Here is a 24366-nt window from a genome sequence, read left to right as displayed (position 1 = left end):
TGGTCTGCAGACATTCCACTTTCTTAGCGTACTGAAGTAGGCCTATGCGTTGGAAATGAATACCTCGCAGGGATATTTTTAGCACAGTATGATCATGCAGCCCTTTTCCAACGCCGAGATCGAATTCTTCATTGAGACCAACGGCCGGCTAAGCGCAGAGCGGGCGCTTGCGCTGGGCACAGAATTCGTACTCTTCATTCAATCACAATTCGCGGAGGGAGAGCTCGAAGCGACTGAGATCGTCCACCTCGGTCGCGGCAGCTTCCGCGCCCGTCTTATGGTCATTCTCCGCGACCCGGCAACCGGCACAGCGATCGCTCTTGCGGCCTTGGCACTCAGTGGCGCGGATATGCTAAAGGGCGACAGTGACGGCTCCTTCGCCACGGAAATTGCGAAGGCCTGCGTCGAAAGCGGCGCGGCCCGCTGTGGGTTCCGGACTTCGGAGGAAGAATTCCTCGTCGAACGCAACGCCATGCCCGCAATCGAAAAGTTACAATCGCTCGCGACGGAAAAAGCGGCACCCTTTTCCGGAAAATTCTCGTCCGACTTTGCAGAGGGCTCGCCTCAAGCCGGAAATGCGCCTGAGCTTGTTGCAAGTGATCCTCTGCCTTCCACCGAATACGAGCCTCCTCAGCTCGACGTTGTCGGCTTGTTTGATCACGACGACGGCGTCCCAAAGGTCTACACCGTTGATGGCAGCCACGATATTGAACTCGATAACGATCGCGAGACACCGCCCGAGGGCCGCGTCGCTGACTTCCGCCTGCGCGGTCCGCTCGCAAAATACGGTCAGACCTACGCTATCGAAGGATGGGCGCCGCGCAGCGACAGACCGATAGGAAGCTTCGTCGGACGGATGATCGAGGTTCATGACGGACGCGCCGTCACCTTCGAAACCACCGATGGCGCGCACTATGCCCCTGTCGTGCCAGACGATACGCTCGGATGGGTGCCGATGGGTGCGCTCGTCGAGGTTAGAGCTTCGTTGACCGACGGCGAGCAGCTCGAGATCTACGACTGGCGCGAGCTTGATCGAGAGGAAGCAGCAACCATCTCGTCTTCTGCGCCTGGTCCCGAACTTTCGACCTATTCCGGCGTGCTGTCTGAAGACGTTGACGGACTGCAGTTCAAATTAGACTGGGGCGGGACCGCCTTAGTCAACGGCGTAGCCCCCGGAATCAATGTCCCGCGTGACCGACCAATAGAAGTCAGAGCCGAACTTAGCCGCGGTTCGCGGGGCGGTATGGTCGATCCCCGATTATTCATTCATAGTTGGCGTCCACTCGATGATGACGCGTTAGTGGATACAGAAAGCTAGATTTTCTCGATATCGAACGTCTGCTTAGGATCCATGATATCTTGGACCGGAAAGTCTCCTGCTGGCCAGTCTTGGGCGTGCAGAGTGATGAAGCAGACCGACCGCAGCTGGGAACGGAAACTTGGCGGCTGAATGGCGGCAAAGGGTCGACGGCAGAAGCGGTAACCATGCGCCAATTCCGAATGCAGCGCCACGGGGGATGTCTCGCGGCGATGACCGCTGCACATTTCAGGAGTTTTGAAGAATCGGTGCCAGGTCGCGAAACGCGTTGATGACGCGCTGAATGGTGACGACCTTCCCGTCCATGTTATAAGCGATCAATAAGCGACGCTCAAATGTCAGCGTCCGCAGACCTGCGACCAGGTCATCGCGGGGGGAACCGGCACACGGGCGATGTCGAGCCGATCGAGTGGCTGCGAAAAGGCCGGATCGATGCGGTCGTTCGAGTGGCGGAAGGCGCGTTCGATTATCTGTGAAGTTCGAATTCACTGATGCTGCATTTTGCGCGTTGAGGTTCGCGCAAGAATCTGCGAAAAAAATGAGTTTAGTTGCGCGAAACGGGGAATAATTGCGCATTGACTTGTTTAGTTGCGCGGTTCAGGTTTTCGCGCAACTAAGGAGTGATTATGGCGCGGCCGATACCCGAGGCGGATCTCAATGAAATTCTGGCGATTGTCGCGCGCCGTGGCGGCGGAGCTTCGGTTGCACAGATCGCACAAGCGCTTGCCACGCCCGGCGCCCGCCGCACCCTTCAATATCGCCTTCGGACATTAGTCGATACCGGCCGATTGCGCTTGAGCGGCGAAGGGCGCACGGCTCGCTATCATGTTGTGGAACACAGCAGCGTCACCGAACCAGTCATCACCGACATTGTTCCGCTATCGCCAGAAGGAGAGGCGCTCCTGGCCTATGTGCGCCAGCCCGTGGCCGCAAGAAAACCGGTTGGATATGCTCGTGCCTTCCTTGACGGTTACCGCCCGAACGAAACATTCTATCTGACGGAAGAGCAGCGTGCGCATTTGGCAAGTCTCGGAAAGCCGCGCGTCGAGGCGGCTCCGGCAGGTACTTATGCCAAGCAGATCCTCAGCAGGCTGCTGATTGACCTCGCGTGGAATTCGAGCCGGCTCGAAGGAAACACCTATTCACTGCTGGACACACGGCGACTGCTCGATTTTGGCGAGGCTGCTGCTGGCCACGGCCAACGCGAAGCCCAGATGATCCTCAATCACAAGGACGCCATTGAATTCCTGGTCGCGGCGGCCGACGATATCGGGTTCAATCGCTACACCATTCTCAACCTGCATGCGCTCCTTGCGAACAACCTGTTGACCGATCCCGTTGCAGTCGGGCGATTGCGGCATATCGTTGTTGGCATTGATGGCTCGACCTTTCATCCGCTCGAAGTGCCCGGGATGATCGAAGAATGCTTTGATCAGCTCCTGGCCACGGCTGAAGCGATCAACGACCCGTTCGAACAATCGTTCTTCTTCATGGTGCAGCTGCCATATCTTCAGCCTTTTGATGACGTGAACAAGCGTGTTTCGCGTCTGGCCGCGAATATCCCGATGATCAGGGCTAACCTTGCTCCACTATCATTCACCGATGTGCCGGGTGATCTATACATCACGGCAACGCTGGGCGTTTATGAACGCACCGATATTGCGCTGTTACGCGATGTCTATCTCTGGGCCTATGAACGCTCGGCCGCACGTTATGCAGCGGTTCGTCAGTCCCTTGGCGACCCTGACCCATTCCGATTACGCTACCGCGACACTTTGCGCCAGATCATCCGGAATATCATTCGTGAGGCGAGCGGCAGACCGGCGGCGCGCACGCATCTCACGTCCTTCGTGAGCAATCAGATACCGACCGAAGACCAGGAACAGTTTGTCGAGGTGGCGGAAACGGAGTTGTTGGGCCTGCATGAAGGCAATTTTGCCCGTTATCAGGTGCGCCCGTCTGAATTCGCACGGTGGCAAGCAGCCTGGGCGCAAAATTGACCGTTCGAACCATTCAAGCGCCAATCATCTGATGGCTTGCCGGCGGTCGCCAGGGTGGGAGTGCCATAAATTCGTTCATATCGCTGAGGCATGCCGCGTTGTGTGATCGAGCGGGCTAATTTTTGACTGGCGGCTCGCCCCTGAGAGCCATCACGATATAACGCGTGGAATGTCCTCTCACATTCGCAGAGGGGAATTCTCGTATGGTACTGAACAAACGTCGCGTGACGATGGTCGCGCTTCCATTTGCACTTTCGGCAGCGGCGCCTGGGCCGATGCAGGCACAGGGAGTTTCAAACAGACCGGCCTATGGTGCGTTCGGCTTCGACGGCGAGGGCATGGACCCACAAGCACGGCCGGGAGATGATTTCTACCTCTATGCGAACGGACATTGGGCGGCGACCACAGACGTTCCTGCCGATCGATCCAGCTACGGGGCGTTCGCGATACTGGAAGATCTGTCGCGGGAGCGAACCCGCGCCATTCTGGAAGCCGCCGCGAAAGATTCATCAACCAAGATCGGCGCTGCGTACGCAAGTTTCATGGCCAGCTCTGCCGTCGAAGAAAAGGGGATGACGCCGATCCAGCCCTGGCTCATGGAAATCGCGGCGATCAAAAACAGGGAGAGCTATGCTAGGGTCGCCGCTCAGGCAAGCCGCGCCGGAGTTGCCGGACCTTTCCGCATCTACATCAGCCAGGATGACAAGGACCCCGATCGCTATATCCTGAAATTAAGCCAGGGCGGTCTGGGGCTCCCGGATCGTGACTATTATCTGGACCCGTCCGAGAAGATGGCTGCGATCAGGACGGCCTATGTCAGGTACCTGGAGAAAATGCTGACGCTGGCCGGGCAGACCCACGCGAGGGGCAGGGCAGAGGCTCTGCTGGGATTGGAAACCGAGATCGCCAGAACCCATTGGTCGCGCGTCGACAGCCGGGACGTCGAGAAAATCTACAATAAGATGACCCTGGTCGAACTGATAAAGACCGCACCGGGTTTCAACTTTCGCGCCTTCTTCGCGGCGAACAAGATCGACGCCACGGCCCTCATCGTTGCCCAGCCTAGCGTAATTGTTGGCGAGGCAGCGGTGATCGGCAATGCGCAGCTCGATGTCCTCAAGGATGCACTGTTGGTGCGCAGCCTTCACGCCCTTGCTGATGTTCTGCCCGACCGAATCGGCGCGGAGGATTTCGCATTTTACGGGACGGTGCTGACCGGTGCTCCGACCCGGCCAGAGCGCTGGAAACGGGGCTTCGATTTTATGAAGGGTGCGCTTGGCGAGGAGGTTGGCAAGACCTATGTCGCCCAATATTTCCCGCCGCAGACCAAGTCCGCGATGGACCAGTTGGTGAAGAATGTGATCGCCGCCATGGGCCGGCGCATTGATCGTCTGAAGTGGATGAGCGAGCCGGCCAAGCTCCGGGCGCAAGCAAAGCTCACCGCGTTCACCGCGAAAATCGGCTACCCTGACAGATGGCGCGATTATACCGGCCTATTGATCAAGCCCGACGATCTGTTCGGCAATGCAGTCCGGGCCAATCAGTTCGCATTCGACTATAATGTCGGAAAGCTCGGCAAGCCGATCTATCGGTGGGAATGGGGCATGACCCCCATGGAGATCAACGCCTATGCCAGCTTCAGCAAGGTCGAGATCGTGTTCCCCGCGGCGATACTGCAACCGCCTTTTTTCGATCCCCATGCCGACCCGGCGATCAACTATGGCGGCATTGGCGCGGTCATCGGTCATGAGCTCAGTCACCATTTCGATGATCAGGGCGCCAAATATGACGAATCCGGCAAGCTAGCCCAATGGTGGACCGAAGCGGACGTCGCGGCTTTCAGGAAATTGAGCCAGCAGTTGGTCCGGCAGTACGATGACTATGAGCCTTTCCCAGGCAGCCATGTCAAAGGCGCCCTCACTCTTGGCGAGAATATCGGCGATCTCGCTGGCTTGGCCGTCGCGCTCGACGCCTATCACACCTCGCTTGGCGGAAAGCCGGCCCCGGTCATCAATGGCACGACGGGCGATCAGCGTTTTTTCCTGGGCTGGGCGCAGGTCTGGCGGATGAAATATCGGGAAGCGATTGCTCGTCAGCGGCTCGTCACGGACCCGCATTCTCCCGCGCAATATCGCGCCGCCACGGTGCGCAACTTCGATGCATGGTACGCAGCGTTTCAGGCGAAGCCGACGGACAGGCTGTACCTGCCGCCGGAAGACCGCGTCAGGATTTGGTGACGATCGGGCGGGGCTGGGCTAAACCCAGCCCCGCCCGATCAGATGCGTTGCCGCAATCAGTCTGCGAGCCGTTCCTCGCAGATTTCCTTCACCAGTGACTGGAGATGGCTAACGCGCTCGCAGAGCCAATCCAGTTCTTCCACGCTGATCTTGTAATGATCGGAATAACGCGCATTGACATAGGCGCTGCGGAGCAGTTCGAAACAGCGCTGAGCGAAGCGGGTATCGCGCGGCCAGGCGGCAATCAGCCGCGCGTCCTGTCCCTCACACTGAGAACGTAAGAAATTTAGCTTATGAGATTTTTGGGAATACAGTGTTAGAACTAACAGAACGCAATGATATAGCCGTTCTGCAGTTTGATGAAGGTCGAACGCAGCATCGTTCAGATGGCCTTTCGAAATATGATATTTTGCGCCATCAAACCGGCTCTCTGCGGCTGGAAACCATTTGTCGAAGGATTTTTGCGCTTCCTCTCGTGCCTCTTCTGGCGGGAGCTTGATTGGTTGTTTGAAGGGATTATCTGGCGCTTCGTAGAGCGCAATGCCCTCGCGAACGATGTCGACGAAGAATGGCCGGCCCTTCTTGAGCTGCGCATTGATGTCGGTGAGGCTGTGGTAGATGGGGTTGACGGGGGTGTCGATCGTTTTGACGATCGTCTGCGCCCGCATCAGATGATCTTCGGCCTGCGTCCAATATTCCACAGCATCGGTCAGTTCCTCGTGGTTCACGACCACCAGGATGTCATAGTCCGAGAAATAGCCGCCAACCGGATCCTCGACCCAGTCGCCGCGCGCGTATGAGCCAAATAGGATCACCTTCAATATCTTACCCGCTTTTCGGTGCGGCGCATTGCGCCCGGCCAGTGCGTCCTCGAACTCCTCAAAGAGAATGCGGACTACCTCTTCCAGTTCGGCACGCTTGCGGGGAGGCAGATGATCAAGAGAGGTCTTCATAGCGCCCAGAGTCGTTCCTCGGCGCGGAAAAGCCAAGAAAAATATGCACCTCGCGATGAGGCCGGGACGGGGATTGGCATGGCTCTGCGCGTCGCCAGCCCCGCCAACACGAGCATTCGCCCCCGTTCTCTTCGCGAATCATGCTCAACCGTAAAATGCGGCGCTCTTCTCGCGTCCGAAGATTCGCTGCGCGATTTGCGAAAGAAATTGCCGAATCTCGGCAGCAATTTTTCGTAAAACGCGCAATTTTCTTCGTAACCACCGGAAAGCGGATATTTTTTTCGCCTTTGGGGAACCGAAGTTAGACAGCAGCGACCGCTGCGCTATGGAGACAATGTCGGGTGCCGTGAAACAGGACGCGCGTCCCATGGGCCGGGGGATCGGCGGGCTTTTGGCCTGGTCGGTCGGCAGCGGCGCGATGTTCAAATAGCGGGTCTCAACAGGGATTTCCAACACCCGACCCCTTTTTGCAAACACTTGCAGCCGGAGTCCTGATGCGGGATTTTCCTGCCTGCCATCGGGAGGCCGGTGGCGGGGCGTGGAAACCCCTGTACCGAGATCGGGCGCCGCTCCGTCGATACGACTGACGTGTCTGATCACTAGCGCGCGCCTTTGCGTGACGCGCCGGCATGGAGCCTTTCCTTCGCCGTCCCTTTGGGACGGCGCGCCCGCCATATGTCGAGGAAAGGCGCGGGTCATGACCGGCGAACGAGGAAAAGGGCCGTGGCTGTCAGGGGACAGGCGGCAAGATGGGATGATCGAGCGGCTTTACCGCAGTCATGCCGGTTGGCTGCTGGGAAGACTGCAACGCCGGTTTGCGGGCATGGGCCTGGAAGCGGAGGATCTGGTGCAGGACACCTATATGCGGGTCGCACGCTACAGCGAGGAAGCGACGCAGCTCCATCCCCGCGCGCTGCTTTTGCGCATCGGCGTCAATCTCGCCCGCGACCAGATGCGACGGAACAAGATCCGCCCGGCGCCGGTGGCGGCCAATGATCCCGATCCGTCCTGGGACATTCCGGTCTGCGCCGACCAAGAATATCTGCTGGACCTCAAACAGGCTATCCTCTCCTTGCCGCAGGACCTGCGCAGCGTCTTTCTTTTGTCGCGGTTCACGCCCATGACGAATGCGGATATTGCAAAACGGCTCGGGATCTCGGTCAAGACCGTGGAATGGCGGATGTGCAAGGCACTGGCACATTGTGCGCAATGGCTTTCTGACTGAGGGCGAGGATGACGATGGGCAGGGAAGAGGAAGAAAAGATAGAGGCGGAGGCGGCCCATTGGGTTGCGCGCTTCAATTCGCCCGTAGCGGACACGAGCGAGATCCACGAGTTCTTCGCCTGGAAGAAAGACCCGCGCCATGCGGCCGCGTATGAGCGGATCGACCAGCATTGGCGCTCAGCGCAGGCGCTGGGAAAAGATCCCGATATCGCCACACTTGTCGGGGAAACCCTGGAGCAATCGGCCTCGCGTACACGTAGCAGGCGGCCGCTATTGTGGTTGGCAGGCGGGGTCATTGCCGGGGCACTCGCGCTGGGCGCCTTCTTCCTCTGGCCACTTTCAGTCCATTATGAAACCGGCATCGGTGAGCAGCGGCTTGTGCGGCTGGAAGATGGGTCGACCCTTCATCTCGATAGCGCGAGCGCCGTCGACGTCCGTTTTACTGATGGCCACCGTCGGCTGACCCTGATCAGTGGCCGCGCGCTGTTCGATGTCGCGCATGACAAGAGCCGCCCGTTCGATGTCGATGCGGGCGCGGCAACGGTGCGCGCGCTCGGCACACGCTTCGAAATCGATCGCCAACAGTTCGACGCCAGGATTCTGCTGATTGAAGGCAAGGTGCGGGTGGATTCCACCGATTGCTCCACGGACGCATGCAGCGACCATTTGCTGCCCGGTGACATGATGATGGCGGGACAGGGCGGGCTTGGTCCCAAGGAGCGCGGGAACATCCAGGCGGTCACATCCTGGACAAGCGGTCGGCTTCTCTTTGAAGGCCGTGCGCTCGCCGACGCTGTGGACGAGGTCAATCGCTATTGTGAGGCGCCGATCATCCTGGAAGCGCCGGAATTTGCTGAAGAGCATGTGAATGGTGGATTTGCGGTGGGCGATCGCGATGCCTTCATCCGTGCGGTGATCGCGCTTTATCCCCTGCGCGCCCAGCCTGAACCCAATGGTGCGATCCGTCTGGTGCTTGACCCCGCGCGCTCCTGACATAAAAATTTAACATGTCTGCCAGGGTTACCCCCAATCCCTTGCGTTGCAGGGATAGGCGACAGGGGAAGGTGCGAGCCCGCCCCTCAGTCCGCCGGACCAGCAGGGGAAGGGGAACCATGAAAGTCAAGATCGTCCATCGAGATAAGCGAGGGAAGCGTAGCGCGGTCGGATTCTGCCGCAGTGGACTGCTGACCTGCGCGGCCTGGGCGCTGGCAACCGTTCCCGTCGCTGCGCCTATCGTGCGCGCGCAGGAAGCCCGGCAAAATTTCGACATCGCGGCCGGATCGCTCGACCAGGCTCTGCAGCGTTATATGGCGCTGACGGGACGGCAGCTGCTTTATCGCAGCCAGTTGGTCGAAGGGCGCCGCGCGCATGCGGTCATGGGATCGATGGATGCTGACAAGGCACTGCGCAAGCTGATTGGCGGCTATCCCATTGCGGTCAGCCATCAGGGGCGCAATGTCTATATACTCTCGCCGCAGGCTTCGCCGCCACCCCGTGCCTCGACGCAAACCCCGGCTCGCACCCAGCGCGCGCCGCAGTTGGTCGCACCGCGACCAAAGCCGGTCCGGGCACCGGACATGGCGGCGTCGGAGGTCACCGTCACCGTCACCGGCACCAATATCCGCTCGGCAGCCCCGCCATCCTCTCCGGTGATCAACATGACGGCGACAGACATCGCGCGATCGGGGGCCGGCACGGTCGCTGAGGCTTTGGCGCTGCTACCGCAGAATTTCGGGGGCATGGCCAATGAGGACACCAGTCTCACCGGCTCGGACCGGGTGAGTATCAATCCGGGCCTGGGCTCCAGCATCAATCTGCGCGGCCTCGGCTCCGACGCCACACTGACGCTCGTCAACGGCCGCCGCGCGGCGGGCGCGGGCGGCAAAGGGGACTTCACTGATCTCTCAAGCATCCCGGCGGTCGCGGTCGAGCGGGTCGAGGTGCTGGCTGACGGCGCCTCCGCGCTCTACGGTTCGGATGCGATCGGCGGCGTGGTGAACATCCTGCTCCGCAAGGACTTCGAAGGAGCGGAAAGCCGGATGCGGCTGGGAACGGTGACGCGTGGCGGCAGCGAGGACATTATTGCAGGCCAGGTCGTGGGCGCGCGCTGGTCGACCGGCCATATCCTCGCTGCTTATGAATATCAGCATCGCGGCCGCTTGCCCGGCTCCGCGCGCAAATATACGCGCTCGGCGGACCTGCGGCCGCTGGGCGGGCATGATTATCGCCAATATTTCTCGGTGCCGGGCACGATCGTCGTGCTGGACCCGGTCACCCGCACCTATGTCCCGGCCTATGCGATTCCCGATGGGCAGGACGGGACGGACCTTGCTCCCGGCGACTTCATCCCCGGAGCAAGCCTCTCCAGCCCGCGGGCCCATGTCGATCTGCTCTCGAAGCAGGACCGACACAGCCTGTTCGTGAGTGGTGAGCAGGAGCTGACCGATGGCCTGACCTTCTATGTCGAGGGCCGCTATTCGGATCGCAAGTTCGATGCGAAATCGCAGCCTTCGCTCACGATCATGAGCGTGACCCGCTCCAATCCGTGGTTTGTCTCGCCCACTGGCGGTTCGTCGGTTGCGATTGCTTATGATTTCGGTCGGGACATTGGCCCGATCGTCAGCAGCGGACGGGTGCGCAGCCACTCGGTGACCGCCGGGGTCCGAGCGGAGCTGGGCGGTGACTGGCAAGTCGACGCCTATCTGTCTCATGCCCGGCAGGTCGACCGCCAGTTGAGCGACCATCTGCTCAACAGCACCGCGCTCAACGAAGCGCTGGGCCTCACCGCTGATAATCCGGCAACGCCTTTCAGTGCGGCACGGGATGGCTATTTCAATCCCTTTGGCGACGGCAGCAGCAATAGCTCCGTCATCACGGACTTCATCGGCAGCGGCTTCATTCGCCAGCACTACCGCAGCGAATTGCTGAACGGGAGTTTGATCGCTGACGGCACGATCTTCGATCTGCCAGGCGGCCCGGTGAAGCTCGCCTTCGGGACGCAGGCACGGGAGGAGGATTTCAGCCGCTCGATCCAGACCTTTGCCTCTGGCGTGACCCCGCCTGCGCCGGTCGCGGCCAAGGCCAACCGGACGATCGTGGCGGTCTTCGGCGAACTGGCCGTGCCGCTGGTCGGTCCAGAGAATGCGCGCCCCGGCGTTCAGCGCCTCGACCTGTTGCTGGCGGTTCGCCATGAGCGCTATTCCGATTTCGGCTCGACCACCAATCCCAAGATCGGGCTGGTGTGGGAGCCGGCCGACGGCCTGCAATTGCGGGGAAGCTGGGGCACCTCCTTCCGCGCTCCCGCTCTTCCGGAAATCTTCGATCCCTTCCGCGTCTCCTATACCCAGCTCCCGACGACTGGCGGCGGCAATCTGCCCGTCCTTTCGCTTCGGGGCGGTAATCGCGATCTGGAACCGGAAAAGGCGAAGTCGCTGTCCCTGGGCTTCAAGGTTCAACCCAAGGCTGCGCCAGGCTTTGGCTTTGAGGCCAATTATTTCCAGACCCGCTTTTCCAACCGGATTGGCCAGCCGGTCACCGAGAATATCCTGCAAGCGCTCACCAATCCGATCTACGCGCCCTATGTGACGCTAATTGATCCTGCACATAATGCCGCCGATCTGGCGCGCGTCCGGGCGCTGCTGGCCGTGCCGGGGTCGAGCGTGCCGACGACATTCGCGCCTGAATCCTTCCGTGCGATCATCGATGGGCGTTATGTCAATTCCGCGCGGGTCGATGTGCGGGGCGTCGATCTGCTGGTGCGCCAAAGTCTCACCCTTGGTTCGAACCGGCTGAACCTGTCGATCAACAGCACGATCCTCATCGACTATAAGGATCAATTGACGCCTGCCTCGCCCATGATCGAACGGGTGGGCACGCTCGGCAATCCGGTCGACTTCCGTGCGCGAGGCACCCTGGACTGGGCGCGCGGCGATGTCGGCGCCACGCTCTCGGTCAACCATGTCGGGTCCTATACCGACAATATCAGCGTGCCGGCGCGGCCAATCTCCTCATGGACGGGGATCGACCTGCAATTGCGCTACGAGCCGCGAGCGACAGAGGGTTGGCGCAAGGGCCTCAGCCTCGCGCTCACCGCGCAGAATCTCTTCGACCGCGACCCGCCCTTTGTCGATCGCAATCTTGGCTTTGCCTATGATCCGGCCAACGCCGACGTGCTTGGCCGCTTCCTGTCGATGCAGATAAAAAAGCGATGGTAGCGCGGCGCGGCTGAGCCGCCTTTCGCACCCCTTCCAAGATCAGGACTCTTACCCATGCGTTTCCCATGGCTGGCGGCGCTATGCCTGGCCGCGGCCGGCATCGCCGAGGCACGCCCTTATGGCGTGGACGATATGCTGCGCGTTGAAAGCTACGGGCAGGCGCTAGTCGATCCTGATGCCCGGTGGGCGGTGATTGATCGCTACCGCCGCTATGACGGCGGCACGAGCTACCGCTATGATGGCTTCAACCGCCGTGGCTTGGGCGTCGTGATGCGCCTCGATCTTCAGCATGGCCGCCGTCTCGAGCCGCTGTTCCCACAGGATGATGGCGCGGGCTACTGGATCGCCAGCCTCTCGCCCTCGGGTAAGCGCCTCGCGGTGTTCCGGCTGAAGGATGAAACCCTGTCATTGGGGATCGTCGACATGGCGGCGCGGGAAGTGAAGTGGCTTCCGCAGCATCCCGCGACCTCGGTTCTGCATCCGGCGCCCGACTGGCTGGACGATCGTCACCTGCTGCTGGTCGAAGCGGACAGCCCAGCTCTGCCCTGGCCGCTCGCTGCCGGCAGCCGCTTCCAGGCGGAGGTCGCGCCGCTCTGGGCGCGAACGGCGCTTGGGGCGCAGCCGGGTGTTTCGGTCATCGGCGGAAAGGGCGAGGCGGCGCCGGACCCGCAACGCAAACTCCTGCTGGTGAACGCTGATACGAAGGACACGCGGCAGATTGCGACTGGGCCGATCGTCGATGTTGCGATCTCGGCGGATCGGGCCTGGCTTGCCCTGCTGCGCGAGGGGCCGGAAACGGTCATCCCCCAGAATGTGCCCGTGCGGTCGAGTGACCAGAACCGGCAATATCGGCTGTCGGTCTTGCCGATTAATGGTGGACTGGAGCATCAGGCCTGTTCGAACTGCGACATCCAGCCCGGGTTCCTCGAATGGGCGCCCAAAGGGAGCAAGCTCTTATTCTTCGCGCGCAAGCCCGGCGACGATTGGGCGATGGGCGCGCTTCGGGTCTTCAATACAGGGAGCGGGCAAAGCAGCGCTGCGTTCGAGCAGGTCACGCCGTATCTGCCGCCCGATGACAGCGGCGTCCGTCTGGCGCGCGCGGGGTGGTGGGGTGAAGTTCCGCTTCTCTATGGCCGACGCGGGGCGGGGCAAGATCGCTGGACGGCTCCGCGCGCGGCACAAACTATCGATAAGGCGCTGGCCCGGCTGCCCTGCCAGCCGCCGGCGCTGCAGGCGGGGAGCACCCGACTGCTCCTCGCCTGCCCGGATGGGCTTTGGTCGATCGATCGGGCGGGCAACGTCGAGCGGATCATAGCGGGCGGACCGCTACTGATAACTCGCCCGGCCAGCGAGAGTTTCGACGTCGGCATTCGTGCTAACCATCGCTCGATCACGCCGATCAACGACAACACCCCCGTTGCCCTCTTGCAGGGGAGGGTAGCGCAGCTGGATTGGCCCGGCACGCCGTCTCGGGCAATCGAGACAGGAGACTCTCCCATTACCCGTCTGCTCGCAGGCAACGGGCGGCACGGCATCGCGCTTTGGGTCGCGCGCGATATAAGGGGTGTCGGCCGGCTCATGGTCTCAGGGCCGGTCGGCATTCGCGAGATCGACCGGATCAATGGCCATCTGGCCGACATTGACCTGCCGACTATGCGTCCCCTGATAAATCCTGCCTCCGGGCTGACCGATTGGCTGATCCTGCCAACGGGACATAGCCCCACGCCGCACCCTCTGGTCGTGATCCCCTATCCGGGGACGACCTTCACCAACACTCGTCCTCCCGTGCTCGCACCGGACGTTGTTGCCTCACCGGTCAATCCGCTCCTCCTTACCAGCATGGGCTATGCGGTGCTCATGCCCAGCCTCGTTGACGCGCACGATGGCATGGACCGCGGCGCCGGCTTGACCGCGCAGGTCGAGCAGGCGGTCGACCGGGTCCTCGCCACGGGCCTGGTCGATAGCAAGCGCATGGCGGTCTATGGCCACAGTTTCGGCGGCTACACGAGCCTCAAGATCGCATCCCAAAGCCACCGCTTCCGCGCCTATATTGCCAGCGCCGCGCCCGCGGACCTTGCGATCCAGCATGGCGCGCTGCCGCCGCCCGACCGCGTGGCCATGAAGGAAGGATTTCCACTGACGTCGGGTTTCGGATGGGCCGAGGGCGGGCAGGGGCACATGCTGACGGGGCCGCAGGCGGCGCCCGAACGCTATTGGCGGAGCAGCCCCTATTATCAGGCCGAGGGCATCCGCGATCCCGTGCTGCTGATCCATGGCGACATCGACGCGGTGCTTGCGATCAATGCCGAGCGCATGTTTGCGCTGCTGCACCGCGCCGGGCGGGACGTCACCTTGCTGCGCTATTGGGGCGAGGCGCATAGCGTGCGCAGCCCCGGCAATATCCGCGACATGTGGCAGCGCATATCTGCCTGGCTCACCGATCGGCTATCGGTTGACCGGATTGCTACACCCATCGCTGCGCCCATAATTCCATTGCCACAAGCGTTGCCAGCAGCGAATGGTCGCCACGCCAGAGCAGCGCTTCCGCGTCCAGCATCGGTTCCAGCGCCGCGCGGTCGATGATGCCTTGCCGAACCAGATGACCTTCGCGCAGCAGCGGTCCCAACCGATCGAGTTGGAGCGCGATAGCACGGCTATAGAAGCCGGTCGCCTCTCCCTTGGTGCGACGCTCACGCACGGCCTGCGGCAGCCATTGAGCCAACACATCGCGCGCACCGCCCCGGTCGCGCTCGTCGGGCACCAATTCCCAGACCGGCACGCGCAGGCAATGCTCGACCACCGGCTGCGACAGCATGGGATGGGCGAGCCGATGGCCAGCGGCCGTCAGGGTTGGGGCGTGAAAGATCTGGCAGTTGGAGAGCATGGCGATCTGAAGCCGCTTGCCTGGTGGCAGGCGCCGCGCTTCCTCCATCCAGGGATGAAGCGGCGGCCCAGCTTCAAGCTGCGCGCTCAGCCTTGGCCCGGCGAGAGCCCGCTGGAAATTGGGCGCGACGCGGATTGGCGCTGGCCGCAGGGATCGCCAGAGAGCAGACCAGATCGACCTGTCGGTGGACGCGGCGGCCGACCCAAGCAACCGCCAATAGGTCGGGCCGGGCCCCTTGGCGCGCAGCCGGTCGGCAGCGACATGAGGGCCACGCGGCTGGAACAGCACCGCGTCGCCGCCCTGGCCACTCAATATCCGCGCCGCGCCAATACTGTCCGCAATGTTCGCAGATATTCGATCGGCGGTGAGGTCCAGGCCATAGACCAAGGGCTGTTCCGGGCGGGATCGCTCAGCGTGCGCGAGATAGTCGATCTCTTCGGGTTCAATGCCCACTTCGACCAGGGGAACGCGCCAATGATCAGTTACCGCGCGGGCAAAGCGGCTTTCTCCGCCGCCTGCCGAACGCGGAATGAGATTGAGCGCCTGGAGCGCCGGCCGCTGCTTCCGCCGGGCGAGCCCACCCAACACGAGCGAGGAATCGAGGCCTCCGGATAGTTCAATGGCGACCTGGTCGCATCCATGTGCCCATCCGGAAATGCAATTGGCAAGAGTGCGGGGGAGATCGGAGAGGGACGTCGGGCTTTGCCTGGCGAACGCGGCCGGCGACCAGATGGACTGGGTGGTGATGCCGCCATTACCAATATGATAGATCGTGCCGGGCAGCGGAATTGTCACGTCGGTAAGGGCGCTCAGGCTTCCGACCCGTTCGGGAAGCGCCGTGAGCGTCCCGAGCGCGGACCAATCGATGGTGGGTCGAACGCCGACACTTTCGAGGAGCGCGTCCGGTAAGCCGCTGACGACCAGGGTGAGGCCATCGACCTTCCAGATATAGGCGCGGAGCGCCCCGGACGGATCGCGCAGGAAGCTGGTTTGCTGGCGCTCCGCGTCATGAACGAAGGTGACATAACGGCCCCAGCACAGGCGGGTAAGGGCGGTCATCGCCTCGATGGGATCGGTGGATGTCTCCAGAGCTGCGGGAAGGGAGGCGGCCGGCAGCGTGCCCGGCAGCAGTTCGCCGAGGACATGGGTAACATTCTTCCGCGCACCATGCTGTTGCCAACCCTGACGCTGAGGCTCAGCAAGCAAGAGGAAGCCGGGATGGTCCGCCTGGGCGATGAGGCCGGGCAGCCGCGCGCTCAGGGCGCCGGCGACGGTCCGGGCGCGGGCCTCGGCCGATGAACCGGATGGCGCGATCAAGGCGCAGAAGGATAAGGAATCAGAACTGGGCAATGGGTTCGTACCAGCGGACATGATCGGCCCAATCATTGAGGACGCGGCCCCGCCACTCCACCCAGCAATGGGCTTCGAACGGATAGGTCCGCACGCCGAAAATCCATTCCGCGGCCACGCCGCGTTTGCGCAGGAGTCTGAGCAGCAGCCAGGACTGGACGAAGCAACGGCCGCTGCGCGGCATGAGGATGCGCAATTGCCGGAAGCGCCGGACCAGGCGGATAACCTCTGCGTCATCCAGCGTCTTTCTTGTTGCCGTGCGGACGGGGCGGCGAAGCAGGGTCTTGCGGTGGAGCTGATAGTGGATGAGTCCCGCCAGGATGGCGGGGAGGAGCGTCAGGCTTGCCAACGTGCTGGCGCGAGGGGGCATCCCATTCTCGGGCATCGGCCGCTCGAGGAAGGCCGGGATGAGGTCGTCGACTGCGCGCAGGAGACCCGCATCGAGCAATTCAGCGATCACCGGACTCTCGGGATTCTGTTCGTCCCCTCGGAGAGCCAGGATGACTTCATCTGCCTCTTCGCCTGAGAGACAGAAATAACTGTCGTCGGACAGATCGAGGAGGATGAGGTCGTTGTCGACATCAGCGACACGGACATGCGGGGAGGGAGTGAGCGGCATGAAACGGTTCCCATGGGAAAAGGGGAGCAGTGTCCGGCTGGAACCGCTCCCATAGGCGTCAGGGCCAGCAGAGAACCGGCATGAATTCTTCGCTGTCGCCCATCTGGGTGATCGCATGGGTATTGCGCGAGACGCTACCAAGGCGCCGCAGGCCAACGCATTTCTTCTTGCTCATGAATGAACCTCGTTCGTTGGATGCACCGGGGTCGGCCAGCTCATGTGGCGGGGGTCGCACATGCTTTGGGCTCGATTTTCCCGGTGCGGTGGTGATGGGGTTTAAGGTGATAGGGGAGGGAGCGACCTCCTTGAAGGCCGCTCCCGGGTGGGGTCAGGCGTAAGACAGGACGGGAATGAATTCCTCCTGCTCGCCCGTCTGGACGATCGCCTTGGTGTCGCGGGAGACGCTGCCGAGGCGCCGCAGGCGAACGGTCTTCACTTTGGTCATCACGAACCTCCTTCATTGGAATGTGCCGAACATCGGCATGCCCATGAGGCACTGGCGCGCTTCGCTATTCAAATGATATTGCGCTTATTTTCGCTCTCTTTTCATTCTGTTGCCGGTTTTCGCGCTGCCGTCATGTCGGCGGGCAATCTCGAGGGCGGCCCTGCGCCGTCTGCCGTAATAGCCGTTCGTGAAGCGTTGTAGGAGCCGTCGGTCACCCCCTCCAAGCAGCGCCACAAATTCAGAAGACTCGGCGGCCAGGTCGAACATCTGGGCTTCGGCCGCCTGCACGGGAGCAAGTCTCGCATCGAGATTGGCCGCAAGCTGGCAAAGGAGCGAGTTCGCGGTCTGTCCGGCCAGTGTCACGAGGATCGTGCCACTGTCGAATTTTGTTTGCTCAGCGCGATTGGCTGTGACCTTGGCGGGGAGCATGACAGGCTCATTCACCAGCATGGCCGCCGTGCTTTGGGCCACGGTGTAAAGTTCGCTCAATTCCACCGGACCGAGGCGAGGAACAAAATAGCCCATGCCGCGCCGCTCTTCGAGCAGGCCTTCGCCCGCTAGCCGCGCCATGGCCTCGCGCACGGGTGTCGGGCTAAATTGATAGGTTTTGGCGCACTGGTTGGCGGAAACATGCTGGCCTTCCGCCCAATGGCGTTCGCGCAGTGCCAGACGGATTGCTTTATACGCTTGCAGATAAGCCCTGTCGTCAGAAGTACCCATGAACATGCCGTGTCCCTTCCAGATCCGAATCATGGAGGTCGCGGCGGTGCTGGGCGTTGGCGAGTAAAAATTGATCCAAGCTGGGGTGGAGGGTGTGTTTTCCCACATTTGCGGTGCGACAATCACAAAAGAGCGCCCATTTGCCGCAGCAATTTTGCGCGATTGCGCGGTAAAGCTGCCGAATTGGCGCAAATTTTCTGCGCGAACAAAATCAAAGGTTTATCTGGAGACGTTTTTCTGGTTTTATTGTGAAACTGACGCTGCCAGGTTCTGCGTTGGTCTGCCTGGAAACCCGACGGAATGATGTGGAGATGAGCAGCAAGACGCCTGAGGAAACGAACGATGGAGCTCTGATCGGAGAGGCCATGCGCCTGGTCCGTAAGATGCGTCGAATGAGCGTTGCCGAAGTAGCCAAGGCGATGGGCATGTCGGCTCGCTCCTACGACTATCTGGAGTCAGGCCAGGGTCGCATCAGTAATGACCGGATAACGCGTTTCGCGGAAGCAACCAATTCCGATCCTCATGCGCTCGCGGCAGTCGTGCAGCTTGGTTCACCGGAGTTTGCCGTGCGCTGCGCTGACAATAAGCTCATGACGATCGTGATGATCCATATGGGGGAGCTCAACGACGAGCTGGGCAACGATATCGGATATCTTGAGCTGGGAGTGATCCTCGGCGCGATGAAGAAGGTCAATAAAGACCTGACTGGATGGGTTCGTACCCGCGACACTTATGCCGAGAACTGGCTCCAGGAACGGCAGCCGCAATCGCGCAAGTCGGCGTCCGTGCCTGTGAATGTGCGCAAACCGCGTCTTGCCAAAGGTTGAAGGATCGGCACTTCATCCGGTGGGCAGCGATGTTCGCGCATGTCCTTAGGTGCTGGTTTACGAAATTTGCTATTGTCGGCTGACGAGGCCCGTTGAGTCCCATGAACGAACCCGTTGCCGAGCGCCGGGAACATTTCCGTCTTGCTGAATTGCGCCAGGCTCAGCTCGAGGACTTGCGCAAGACGATCAATGCGTCGATCGCCCTTGGCGGAGAGCATGATGCTGAAGACATAAGGCGGTATCTTTTGGCAGTATCAGCAGACCTCGTTTAACCGAAAGCCCGGTTTGCCTGTGTGATTGCCTGAAAAAGCATTGGCCGATCCAGTAGCAACTGAATGGGCCGATGATCATAAAAAACAGCCCCGCCGGAGCGGGGCTGTCCTGAAATCAGGGCATTGAAAACCGACTGATCGCTCAGGCGCTGGCTGACGCGGTGTCAGCCTTAGGCTTGGCGTCGCCATTCACAACCGCCTTGGCCGCCTTTTTAGGCTTCTTTGCAGCCGCTGCGGGCTTCGCCGCCTTCGGCGCGGCTGCCGGCTTGGCCTTGGGAGCAGCGGCCTTCACTTCCGGCTTGGCGGCAGCTTCGACCTTCGCGGCGGGCTTTTCGTCCTTCGGCGCGGCAATCGACAGGCGCTTGCGGGGTTCGGCCTTCGCCTTCGCCGGCGCAGCCTTTGTATCGGCAACTGGAGCCGTCTTTGCTGCGGCAGGCGCCTTGGGAGCTGCCTTGGCGGGAGCGGTAGGAGCTGCGGCCTTGACCGATTTCGCCTTGGCGTCGCCATTCACCGCCTTCTTGGGCGCAGCGACTTTGGCAGGCGCCTTTGCCTTTGCAGGAGCGGGCGTGCTCGGCGCAGCCGCCGCGGCTGGCTTGGCTTCTGCAGCCGGAGCAGCAGGCGTGATGGGCTTGCGGCCGAGACCGATCTTTGAAGCGACCGCGCGGCGCGCATCCGAATAGCTGGTCGCGACCAGCGGATAGCTTTTGGGCAGATTGTAGCGCGAACGATATTCCTCGGGGTTCAGGCCGTGCGAAGCCAGGTGACGCTTCAAGGTCTTGTAGGGCTTGCCGTCAATGAGGCTGAGGATATGGTCCGGCGATGACAGGCTCTTACGGACCGAAACCGCAGGCGTGTAAGTGGGCGCCTCGGGCGCGGCAGGCGTGGGATTGAGTTCGTTGGTCAGCGCGGCGCGCGTCGACTGGATCAGGCCGGCAAGGTCGTTACTCGCCACCGTGTTGTTGGAAACGAAAGCGCTCACCAACTGGACGGTCAGAACGGTGATGTCGGGAGCATTGTTGTCGGCCATGATCGCGGACCCATCTTCGAGGAACGTTCTGCGCCTCATGCGCGCAATGGAGCAAAATGTAAATCACCATTTGCGCGAGCCAAGACGAGACGAGTTAAAGACTTTCATCACACCATGGTTCCGTGAGGTCATGCCCTGTAATTTTGATGAATCAGATCAAGGTCATGACAGGATAGTCTCGATCACCATTGGACCTATTCGTCGGCTGTCCGCGTCCCGGGGTGTCACGGCAAGGACCGGTGCGATTTGCCGCATCCGGGGCAGCGTCACGGCCTTTGCGGCGCGGTAGCTTTCGTCGTCAAACCCCATCGCCTCTATGATCAATAGTCGGATTTCGCCGGTCTCTCTTGAGCGTGCTTCGACGAGGAAGTCTGGTCTGCAGGGCCCCAGGTCCGTCAATCGATCGAAGACCGGCTTTTCGATTGCAAGATCAATATTGAGACGGTCGAGGCTATTCTGGGCTTCGAGAAGCTGGCGCAACACCAGGCGTTCAAACTCACTGTCGACCGGAACAAATCTCCGCCCTGAATAGATGGGCTGCGCATAGGCACGCAGCGGAGCGAAGCTACGAGACTCCGGATATTCACCGACAACGACAAGGACGAGATAGGGACCTTTGATGATATTGGTCCGCACCGATGGCGACTGCACGCGATTGGCGACCTGCACCGGTTCGCCGCCCGGCACCTCAATTGTCGTGCCCTGGAAGGCTGGTGCGAACAGCGTGAGAAAAGCCTGGGGTGCATGGCCGCGCGGCCATTTCTCGGAAAGCCGCCGGAGTGACGCATAGATCTGTTTGCTGTGGAGAGGCTGGGCGTGGGTCCAGAGCGCGCTTGCCAATTCCATGCCGGGCGCGATCTCAATCTTCGCGGCGGCCTGTCCAAGAGCCTGGAACTCTTGCCTGATGGAAGGGGAGAGGGAAGCGTGGCGAACGGGAGGGAGGCGGTTCAGGTCCGCGGCATCGATCAGGCGCCAGAGCAGTCGGGCAAGCCGGGGGATCGACGCGTTGCGCGTGCGGTCGTCGGTCAAATCCTCTTCGGGCCGCTGCGCGAGATTTTCAGGCGCGGGCCGCAGCACTTCGAAGAAGCCCGCCGGAGGTTCCGCCGGATTGAGAGGACTGCGCACTTCGGTGATGCGATTGGTTGCCTGGTCGCGGAAGAAGGGACAGTCGGTGCGATGTTCGGGTCGCTTGGCGCTGGTCAGCCGCCGCAGATAATAGGTTTCCGCTTCGCTCAAGTAAGCGGGCGTCAGGATTGGCGGCGCCTCGCTCTCTTCCAGGCAGTCGCAGGCAATCCATTTCTCGCCGATGCGCGCCTGCTGGACGAGCAATATACCTGCTTCCTCATCATGATGGTCGCCATCTCCTTCATACCAGCGAACCAGTGCCTCGCGCACCGGCCGGGGGAGGGGGATGCGCCGGGTCTGGAGCCCATCACTATTCCGATCGATCAACCACATGCGAGCCTCGCGGGAGAAGGACGAGGGGAGGCACAGTCTCGCGCCGCAGGGTTGACAGCCTCCGTCGCGCTGATCTCCACTTGGGCCTTAACGCTCAGGAGAATGCTATGCGCAGGGCCTTTCTGCTCGCCGGGATAATGGTCGTCGGAACATGCATGGCACATGCCGCTGCGGCGCAGACCTTGCGAACGGTGCAATTGATCAGGATGGGCGCTGTCCCGTCCGCTGACGGACCGGCCGATCCTTCCGCACCGGCAGATGCCGCGGCTCCCCCGTTTGCGGTCCAGACAGACGCATTCGCTGGTGGCCCCACTCGCCCGTCGGTCGAAATCCAGATGGCGACCAGTTTCGCGCAGGGGCAGGAATCGGGCCAGGAGTCCCGGAGCATCGCCGACCCCGTCGGTCCTGGACGCTTCTCGCCTTCTACGGATGCGATCGCCATCCCGCCCTGGATGACCGGCGGTCCGCTCTATGGGTTGCCGTCCCCGCGCTGGGTGCCGGGTTGCTTGTCCGTTGCCTACCGTCCGACCGGATTCCTGCGGGCAGACGTCGAGGACCGGCGCCAGGGTTATTACGGCCTGATGAGCCAGATCGCCTGCGAATTTGCCATTCCGGTCGGTTTGTTCGACGCGATGATCATCCAGGAGAGCGGCTATCGCCATCATGTCTTCTCGTCCCAAAATGCTTATGGATTGACCCAACTCATGCCCGACACCGCTGCGGAACTGGGTGTCGATCGCTATGCTGTTGACCAGAATTTGCGGGGCGGCGCCCGCTATCTGCGCCAGCAACTCGATCGCTTCGGCCAGGTCCATTTGGCACTCGCCGCCTATAATGCGGGACCGGGCCGGATACGAAAAGCGATGGTCCCCCTCATCCGGCAGACCCGCCTCTATGTCGACGACATATTGCGCAACTGGTCTCGGCTGAGCGGCCCTGCGATACCGGGCGGCCGGCCGGAAACACAGGCAAGTGCGGGCGATCGGCAGACCATGGCCCCGTATCGCCTGGCACAGGTTTCGACATTTTAGGAACGGTTCAAAAGCGCAGATCGGTCAGCGCGTTGCGCCGCTCTATGACCCGCATGATCTCATGGGCCATGCGCCTGGCAACGGCGTTGGCGAGCGGCCCCGACCATTCGCGACGCAGTTCCGTGCCATCGGCGCCGTCGATCTCCGCCATGGCGGCGAGCAACTTGCGCGGCAGGTCGAGATAAAATTCGGAAAGCAGGGGAAAGAGCCGGTTCAGTCGGCCGTCGCTGTGCGACCCCATATGATGGAGCGCCTCGCCTTTGAGCCAGGCGTGGAGGACATGGATATCGAGCGCTTCGAGCAACATCTGAAGTTCGGGAACGGTCAGCGGCGGCCGCTTGGCCTCGTTGCTGTGTAGAACGGCGCCGAGCCGACTTTTGCCGATGCCACTGGCGCCGGCGAGATCGCGGACGCTCAGCCGCTTGTGCACCATGGCGTCGAGGATGACGGCGAGAAAGCCCGCCTGCACATCCGCCCGGCCAGGTTTGGACTTGCCTGGATCATCACCATCCGATTGCCACACCATGATAATCTCCCTGTTGGTAATTGGGTCCTTTCCCCCCGGAGCGTGCGTCACTGGCGCTTTGAAGCGGGTTGCCCGACCCAACTTCATCACCTGCCTATGGGAAGCTGTTTGTCATGCTTTCGAGAGACGCACAGGCTTTCCGTAACGCAACATGCGGCCTCGCGGATTCGATATTCAAACTATTTTCATGTGATTGAGGGAACCCCTTCATATTCCCGTCGTGACGGGCTTTTGCGAGGCGAATGGTCGTCAAATTCCTGGCATGTCCCGATAATCGTGCAACTACACCCCGCTACAAGACTCCAGTCATTTTGGCGCTATCCCGAATGGAACGAATCGGGTGATGACTTTCACGAATCATCCCTGTTGCAATATTCGCCTGTCCGCGATCACGGACAGTAATCCGCGAAACGGGACAGTTGCCCGCGAACACGGACAATTTTGCGCCCTTGCCAGTCGCCAATGTCGCGTAACGCCATTTATTTTAGGGTTTGATGGCCCTGTTCGCTCTTCCTCCTTGGTGAAAGCGCCCAAACGCACCCAGCCTTTCTCTGGAGCACGGATATCCCGCGCTCAAAAAGACAAGGAAACCTCTCATGCAGTCTGTTCTGAAACAGGCAGGGCGGGTGGAACTGGCGGTGCTTGGGCTCGCCATAGTCGCATTCGCTCTGTTGCTGATGGTTGGCCCCGCCTTTGCCGGCGCCGACACCACCTTTGATACGGCGGAAAATACGTTCAGCGCCTTCCTCGAAGGCTCGGGCGGGCGGATCATCACCATCCTCTCGCTGGTGGGCGGCGTGGTGGGCTTGGCCTCCGGCCGCTTCTCGCTGGGCCAGATCGCCATTCCGGTGGGTGTCGGCGTGGGCGCGGGTACGGGTATCCCGATCGTCACCTCCACCGTCACGGCGACGATCTGAAGCTTTTTGTGGCCCAAGGGCTTTGAGCCACCGGGCCGACAAGAGGGTGGTGTATGGCACAGGACAAATATGTGGTCCCGGTTCATCTGGATGATCCTGAATTGATAGGGCTCTGGACGCTGGATGAGTTCCTGGCGATGGTTATTCCCTTCGCCTGGGGTATCCTGTCTCAGCATATTCTCATTGGCATAGCGCTTGCGGGCGCGGGCTGGTGGGGTCTGCGGAAAGCAAAGGCAGGACGCGCGGGCTCATGGCTTTTGCACCTGGCCTATTGGCATCTTCCGGCCGGCTTTACCGGCCTTAGGGCCACGCCACCTTCCTACCTCCGACTGATGGCAGGCTGA

21 protein-coding genes are annotated in these 24366 nt (G+C 61.3%); 13 read left to right on the top strand and 8 right to left on the bottom strand.

Features of this window, described 5'->3' with window-relative positions:
• The first annotated feature begins 88 nt into the window (after window positions 1–88).
• The 4 genes from HUK73_RS16760 to HUK73_RS16745 all read left to right on the top strand — a co-directional run bounded on the left by HUK73_RS16760 (window position 89) and on the right by HUK73_RS16745 (window position 5555).
• Window positions 89–1318 (top strand): hypothetical protein, encoded by a 1230-nt coding sequence (locus HUK73_RS16760; protein WP_176593163.1) that lies wholly within the window; start codon window positions 89–91, stop codon window positions 1316–1318.
• Window positions 1319–1653: 335 nt separating this feature from the next.
• Window positions 1654–1794 carry a hypothetical protein gene (locus HUK73_RS16755; RefSeq protein WP_176593162.1) on the top strand — a complete coding sequence of 47 codons (141 nt, stop codon included), beginning with the start codon at window positions 1654–1656 and terminating at the stop codon, window positions 1792–1794.
• Window positions 1795–1944: 150 nt separating this feature from the next.
• Window positions 1945–3318, top strand: a complete 1374-nt coding sequence (locus tag HUK73_RS16750) for a Fic family protein (protein ID WP_176593161.1) — start codon at window positions 1945–1947, stop codon at window positions 3316–3318.
• 203 nt (window positions 3319–3521) lie between these two features.
• On the top strand, window positions 3522–5555 hold the full coding sequence (locus HUK73_RS16745; protein WP_369805542.1) for a M13 family metallopeptidase: 2034 nt from the start codon (window positions 3522–3524) through the stop codon (window positions 5553–5555).
• A gap of 56 nt (window positions 5556–5611) precedes the next feature.
• On the opposite strand, the gene HUK73_RS16740 is transcribed toward HUK73_RS16745, so the two are convergent.
• Complete coding sequence (locus HUK73_RS16740) at window positions 5612–6508, bottom strand: HEPN domain-containing protein (RefSeq protein ID WP_176593160.1); 897 nt, start codon at window positions 6506–6508, stop codon at window positions 5612–5614.
• A 144-nt stretch (window positions 6509–6652) separates the two neighbouring features.
• Window positions 6653–6961 (bottom strand): hypothetical protein, encoded by a 309-nt coding sequence (locus tag HUK73_RS16735; RefSeq protein WP_176593159.1) that lies wholly within the window; start codon window positions 6959–6961, stop codon window positions 6653–6655.
• Window positions 6962–7205: 244 nt separating this feature from the next.
• Here HUK73_RS16735 and HUK73_RS16730 point away from each other — a divergent pair, with 244 nt between their 5' ends.
• The 4 genes from HUK73_RS16730 (at window position 7206) to HUK73_RS16715 (ending at window position 14529) form a co-directional block, all read left to right on the top strand.
• Window positions 7206–7733, top strand: a complete 528-nt coding sequence (locus HUK73_RS16730; protein WP_176593158.1) for an RNA polymerase sigma factor — start codon at window positions 7206–7208, stop codon at window positions 7731–7733.
• An 8-nt stretch (window positions 7734–7741) separates the two neighbouring features.
• Entirely contained in the window at window positions 7742–8725 is a 984-nt protein-coding gene (locus tag HUK73_RS16725; RefSeq protein WP_176593157.1) for a FecR domain-containing protein, read from the top strand.
• A gap of 119 nt (window positions 8726–8844) precedes the next feature.
• Entirely contained in the window at window positions 8845–11946 is a 3102-nt protein-coding gene (locus HUK73_RS16720) for a TonB-dependent receptor (protein ID WP_176593156.1), read from the top strand.
• 54 nt (window positions 11947–12000) lie between these two features.
• The gene (locus HUK73_RS16715) at window positions 12001–14529 is read left to right on the top strand and encodes a S9 family peptidase (protein ID WP_176593155.1); all 2529 of its coding nucleotides are present in this window, start codon (window positions 12001–12003) and stop codon (window positions 14527–14529) included.
• Here the strand turns inward: HUK73_RS16715 and HUK73_RS16710 are convergent.
• From HUK73_RS16710 to HUK73_RS16700, 3 genes are all read right to left on the bottom strand, one after another.
• On the bottom strand, window positions 14411–16147 hold the full coding sequence (locus HUK73_RS16710) for an asparagine synthase C-terminal domain-containing protein (protein ID WP_176593154.1): 1737 nt from the start codon (window positions 16145–16147) through the stop codon (window positions 14411–14413). The genes HUK73_RS16715 and HUK73_RS16710 overlap by 119 nt on opposite strands.
• A 19-nt stretch (window positions 16148–16166) precedes the next feature.
• Complete coding sequence (locus tag HUK73_RS16705; protein ID WP_176593153.1) at window positions 16167–16799, bottom strand: lasso peptide biosynthesis B2 protein; 633 nt, start codon at window positions 16797–16799, stop codon at window positions 16167–16169.
• Window positions 16800–17328: 529 nt separating this feature from the next.
• Window positions 17329–18156, bottom strand: a complete 828-nt coding sequence (locus HUK73_RS16700) for a GntR family transcriptional regulator (protein ID WP_176593152.1) — start codon at window positions 18154–18156, stop codon at window positions 17329–17331.
• Between the two features lie 119 nt (window positions 18157–18275).
• Here HUK73_RS16700 and HUK73_RS16695 point away from each other — a divergent pair, with 119 nt between their 5' ends.
• Window positions 18276–18791, top strand: a complete 516-nt coding sequence (locus HUK73_RS16695) for a helix-turn-helix domain-containing protein (RefSeq protein WP_176593151.1) — start codon at window positions 18276–18278, stop codon at window positions 18789–18791.
• Window positions 18792–18892: 101 nt separating this feature from the next.
• Window positions 18893–19063, top strand: coding sequence for a hypothetical protein (locus HUK73_RS16690; protein WP_176593150.1), 171 nt, complete (start codon window positions 18893–18895; stop codon window positions 19061–19063).
• A 142-nt stretch (window positions 19064–19205) separates the two neighbouring features.
• Here the strand turns inward: HUK73_RS16690 and HUK73_RS16685 are convergent, their stop codons facing one another.
• Together HUK73_RS16685 and HUK73_RS16680 are read right to left on the bottom strand one after the other, a co-directional pair.
• Complete coding sequence (locus HUK73_RS16685; RefSeq protein WP_176593149.1) at window positions 19206–20090, bottom strand: MucR family transcriptional regulator; 885 nt, start codon at window positions 20088–20090, stop codon at window positions 19206–19208.
• Between the two features lie 162 nt (window positions 20091–20252).
• Window positions 20253–21548 carry a hypothetical protein gene (locus tag HUK73_RS16680; protein ID WP_176593148.1) on the bottom strand — a complete coding sequence of 432 codons (1296 nt, stop codon included), beginning with the start codon at window positions 21546–21548 and terminating at the stop codon, window positions 20253–20255.
• A gap of 107 nt (window positions 21549–21655) precedes the next feature.
• On the opposite strand from HUK73_RS16680, the gene HUK73_RS26850 reads away from it, so the two are divergent.
• Window positions 21656–22579, top strand: a complete 924-nt coding sequence (locus tag HUK73_RS26850; RefSeq protein WP_255326395.1) for a lytic transglycosylase domain-containing protein — start codon at window positions 21656–21658, stop codon at window positions 22577–22579.
• Between the two features lie 7 nt (window positions 22580–22586).
• Here the strand turns inward: HUK73_RS26850 and HUK73_RS16670 are convergent, their stop codons facing one another.
• Complete coding sequence (locus HUK73_RS16670; RefSeq protein ID WP_176593147.1) at window positions 22587–23105, bottom strand: XRE family transcriptional regulator; 519 nt, start codon at window positions 23103–23105, stop codon at window positions 22587–22589.
• A 596-nt stretch (window positions 23106–23701) separates the two neighbouring features.
• Here HUK73_RS16670 and HUK73_RS16665 point away from each other — a divergent pair.
• Complete coding sequence (locus tag HUK73_RS16665; protein WP_176593146.1) at window positions 23702–24022, top strand: hypothetical protein; 321 nt, start codon at window positions 23702–23704, stop codon at window positions 24020–24022.
• Between the two features lie 53 nt (window positions 24023–24075).
• Window positions 24076–24366: a type IV conjugative transfer system protein TraL gene (gene traL / locus HUK73_RS16660; protein ID WP_176593145.1), complete on the top strand. Its 291-nt coding sequence runs from the start codon at window positions 24076–24078 to the stop codon at window positions 24364–24366.

The organism is Sphingobium sp. EM0848 (genome assembly GCF_013375555.1).
In the GTDB taxonomy this organism is placed as follows: domain Bacteria; phylum Pseudomonadota; class Alphaproteobacteria; order Sphingomonadales; family Sphingomonadaceae; genus Sphingobium.
Note: the sequence above shows the minus strand (reverse complement) of the source record. Positions and strands in the feature narration are given on the sequence as shown.

Excerpts from the sequence above, each read along its gene's own strand:
- HUK73_RS16760 (WP_176593163.1), top strand. The coding sequence starts at position 89 with ATGATCATGCAGCCCTTTTCCAACGCCGAGATCGAATTCTTCATTGAG.
- HUK73_RS16755 (WP_176593162.1), top strand. The coding sequence starts at position 1,654 with ATGTCAGCGTCCGCAGACCTGCGACCAGGTCATCGCGGGGGGAACCGG.
- HUK73_RS16750 (WP_176593161.1), top strand. The coding sequence starts at position 1,945 with ATGGCGCGGCCGATACCCGAGGCGGATCTCAATGAAATTCTGGCGATT.
- HUK73_RS16745 (WP_369805542.1), top strand. The coding sequence starts at position 3,522 with ATGGTACTGAACAAACGTCGCGTGACGATGGTCGCGCTTCCATTTGCA.
- HUK73_RS16740 (WP_176593160.1), bottom strand. The coding sequence starts at position 6,508 with ATGAAGACCTCTCTTGATCATCTGCCTCCCCGCAAGCGTGCCGAACTG.
- HUK73_RS16730 (WP_176593158.1), top strand. The coding sequence starts at position 7,206 with ATGACCGGCGAACGAGGAAAAGGGCCGTGGCTGTCAGGGGACAGGCGG.
- HUK73_RS16725 (WP_176593157.1), top strand. The coding sequence starts at position 7,742 with ATGACGATGGGCAGGGAAGAGGAAGAAAAGATAGAGGCGGAGGCGGCC.
- HUK73_RS16720 (WP_176593156.1), top strand. The coding sequence starts at position 8,845 with ATGAAAGTCAAGATCGTCCATCGAGATAAGCGAGGGAAGCGTAGCGCG.
- HUK73_RS16715 (WP_176593155.1), top strand. The coding sequence starts at position 12,001 with ATGCGTTTCCCATGGCTGGCGGCGCTATGCCTGGCCGCGGCCGGCATC.
- HUK73_RS16705 (WP_176593153.1), bottom strand. The coding sequence starts at position 16,799 with ATGCCGCTCACTCCCTCCCCGCATGTCCGTGTCGCTGATGTCGACAAC.
- HUK73_RS16695 (WP_176593151.1), top strand. The coding sequence starts at position 18,276 with ATGAGCAGCAAGACGCCTGAGGAAACGAACGATGGAGCTCTGATCGGA.
- HUK73_RS16690 (WP_176593150.1), top strand. The coding sequence starts at position 18,893 with ATGAACGAACCCGTTGCCGAGCGCCGGGAACATTTCCGTCTTGCTGAA.
- HUK73_RS16685 (WP_176593149.1), bottom strand. The coding sequence starts at position 20,090 with ATGGCCGACAACAATGCTCCCGACATCACCGTTCTGACCGTCCAGTTG.
- HUK73_RS16680 (WP_176593148.1), bottom strand. The coding sequence starts at position 21,548 with ATGTGGTTGATCGATCGGAATAGTGATGGGCTCCAGACCCGGCGCATC.
- HUK73_RS26850 (WP_255326395.1), top strand. The coding sequence starts at position 21,656 with ATGCGCAGGGCCTTTCTGCTCGCCGGGATAATGGTCGTCGGAACATGC.
- HUK73_RS16670 (WP_176593147.1), bottom strand. The coding sequence starts at position 23,105 with ATGGTGTGGCAATCGGATGGTGATGATCCAGGCAAGTCCAAACCTGGC.
- HUK73_RS16665 (WP_176593146.1), top strand. The coding sequence starts at position 23,702 with ATGCAGTCTGTTCTGAAACAGGCAGGGCGGGTGGAACTGGCGGTGCTT.
- traL (WP_176593145.1), top strand. The coding sequence starts at position 24,076 with ATGGCACAGGACAAATATGTGGTCCCGGTTCATCTGGATGATCCTGAA.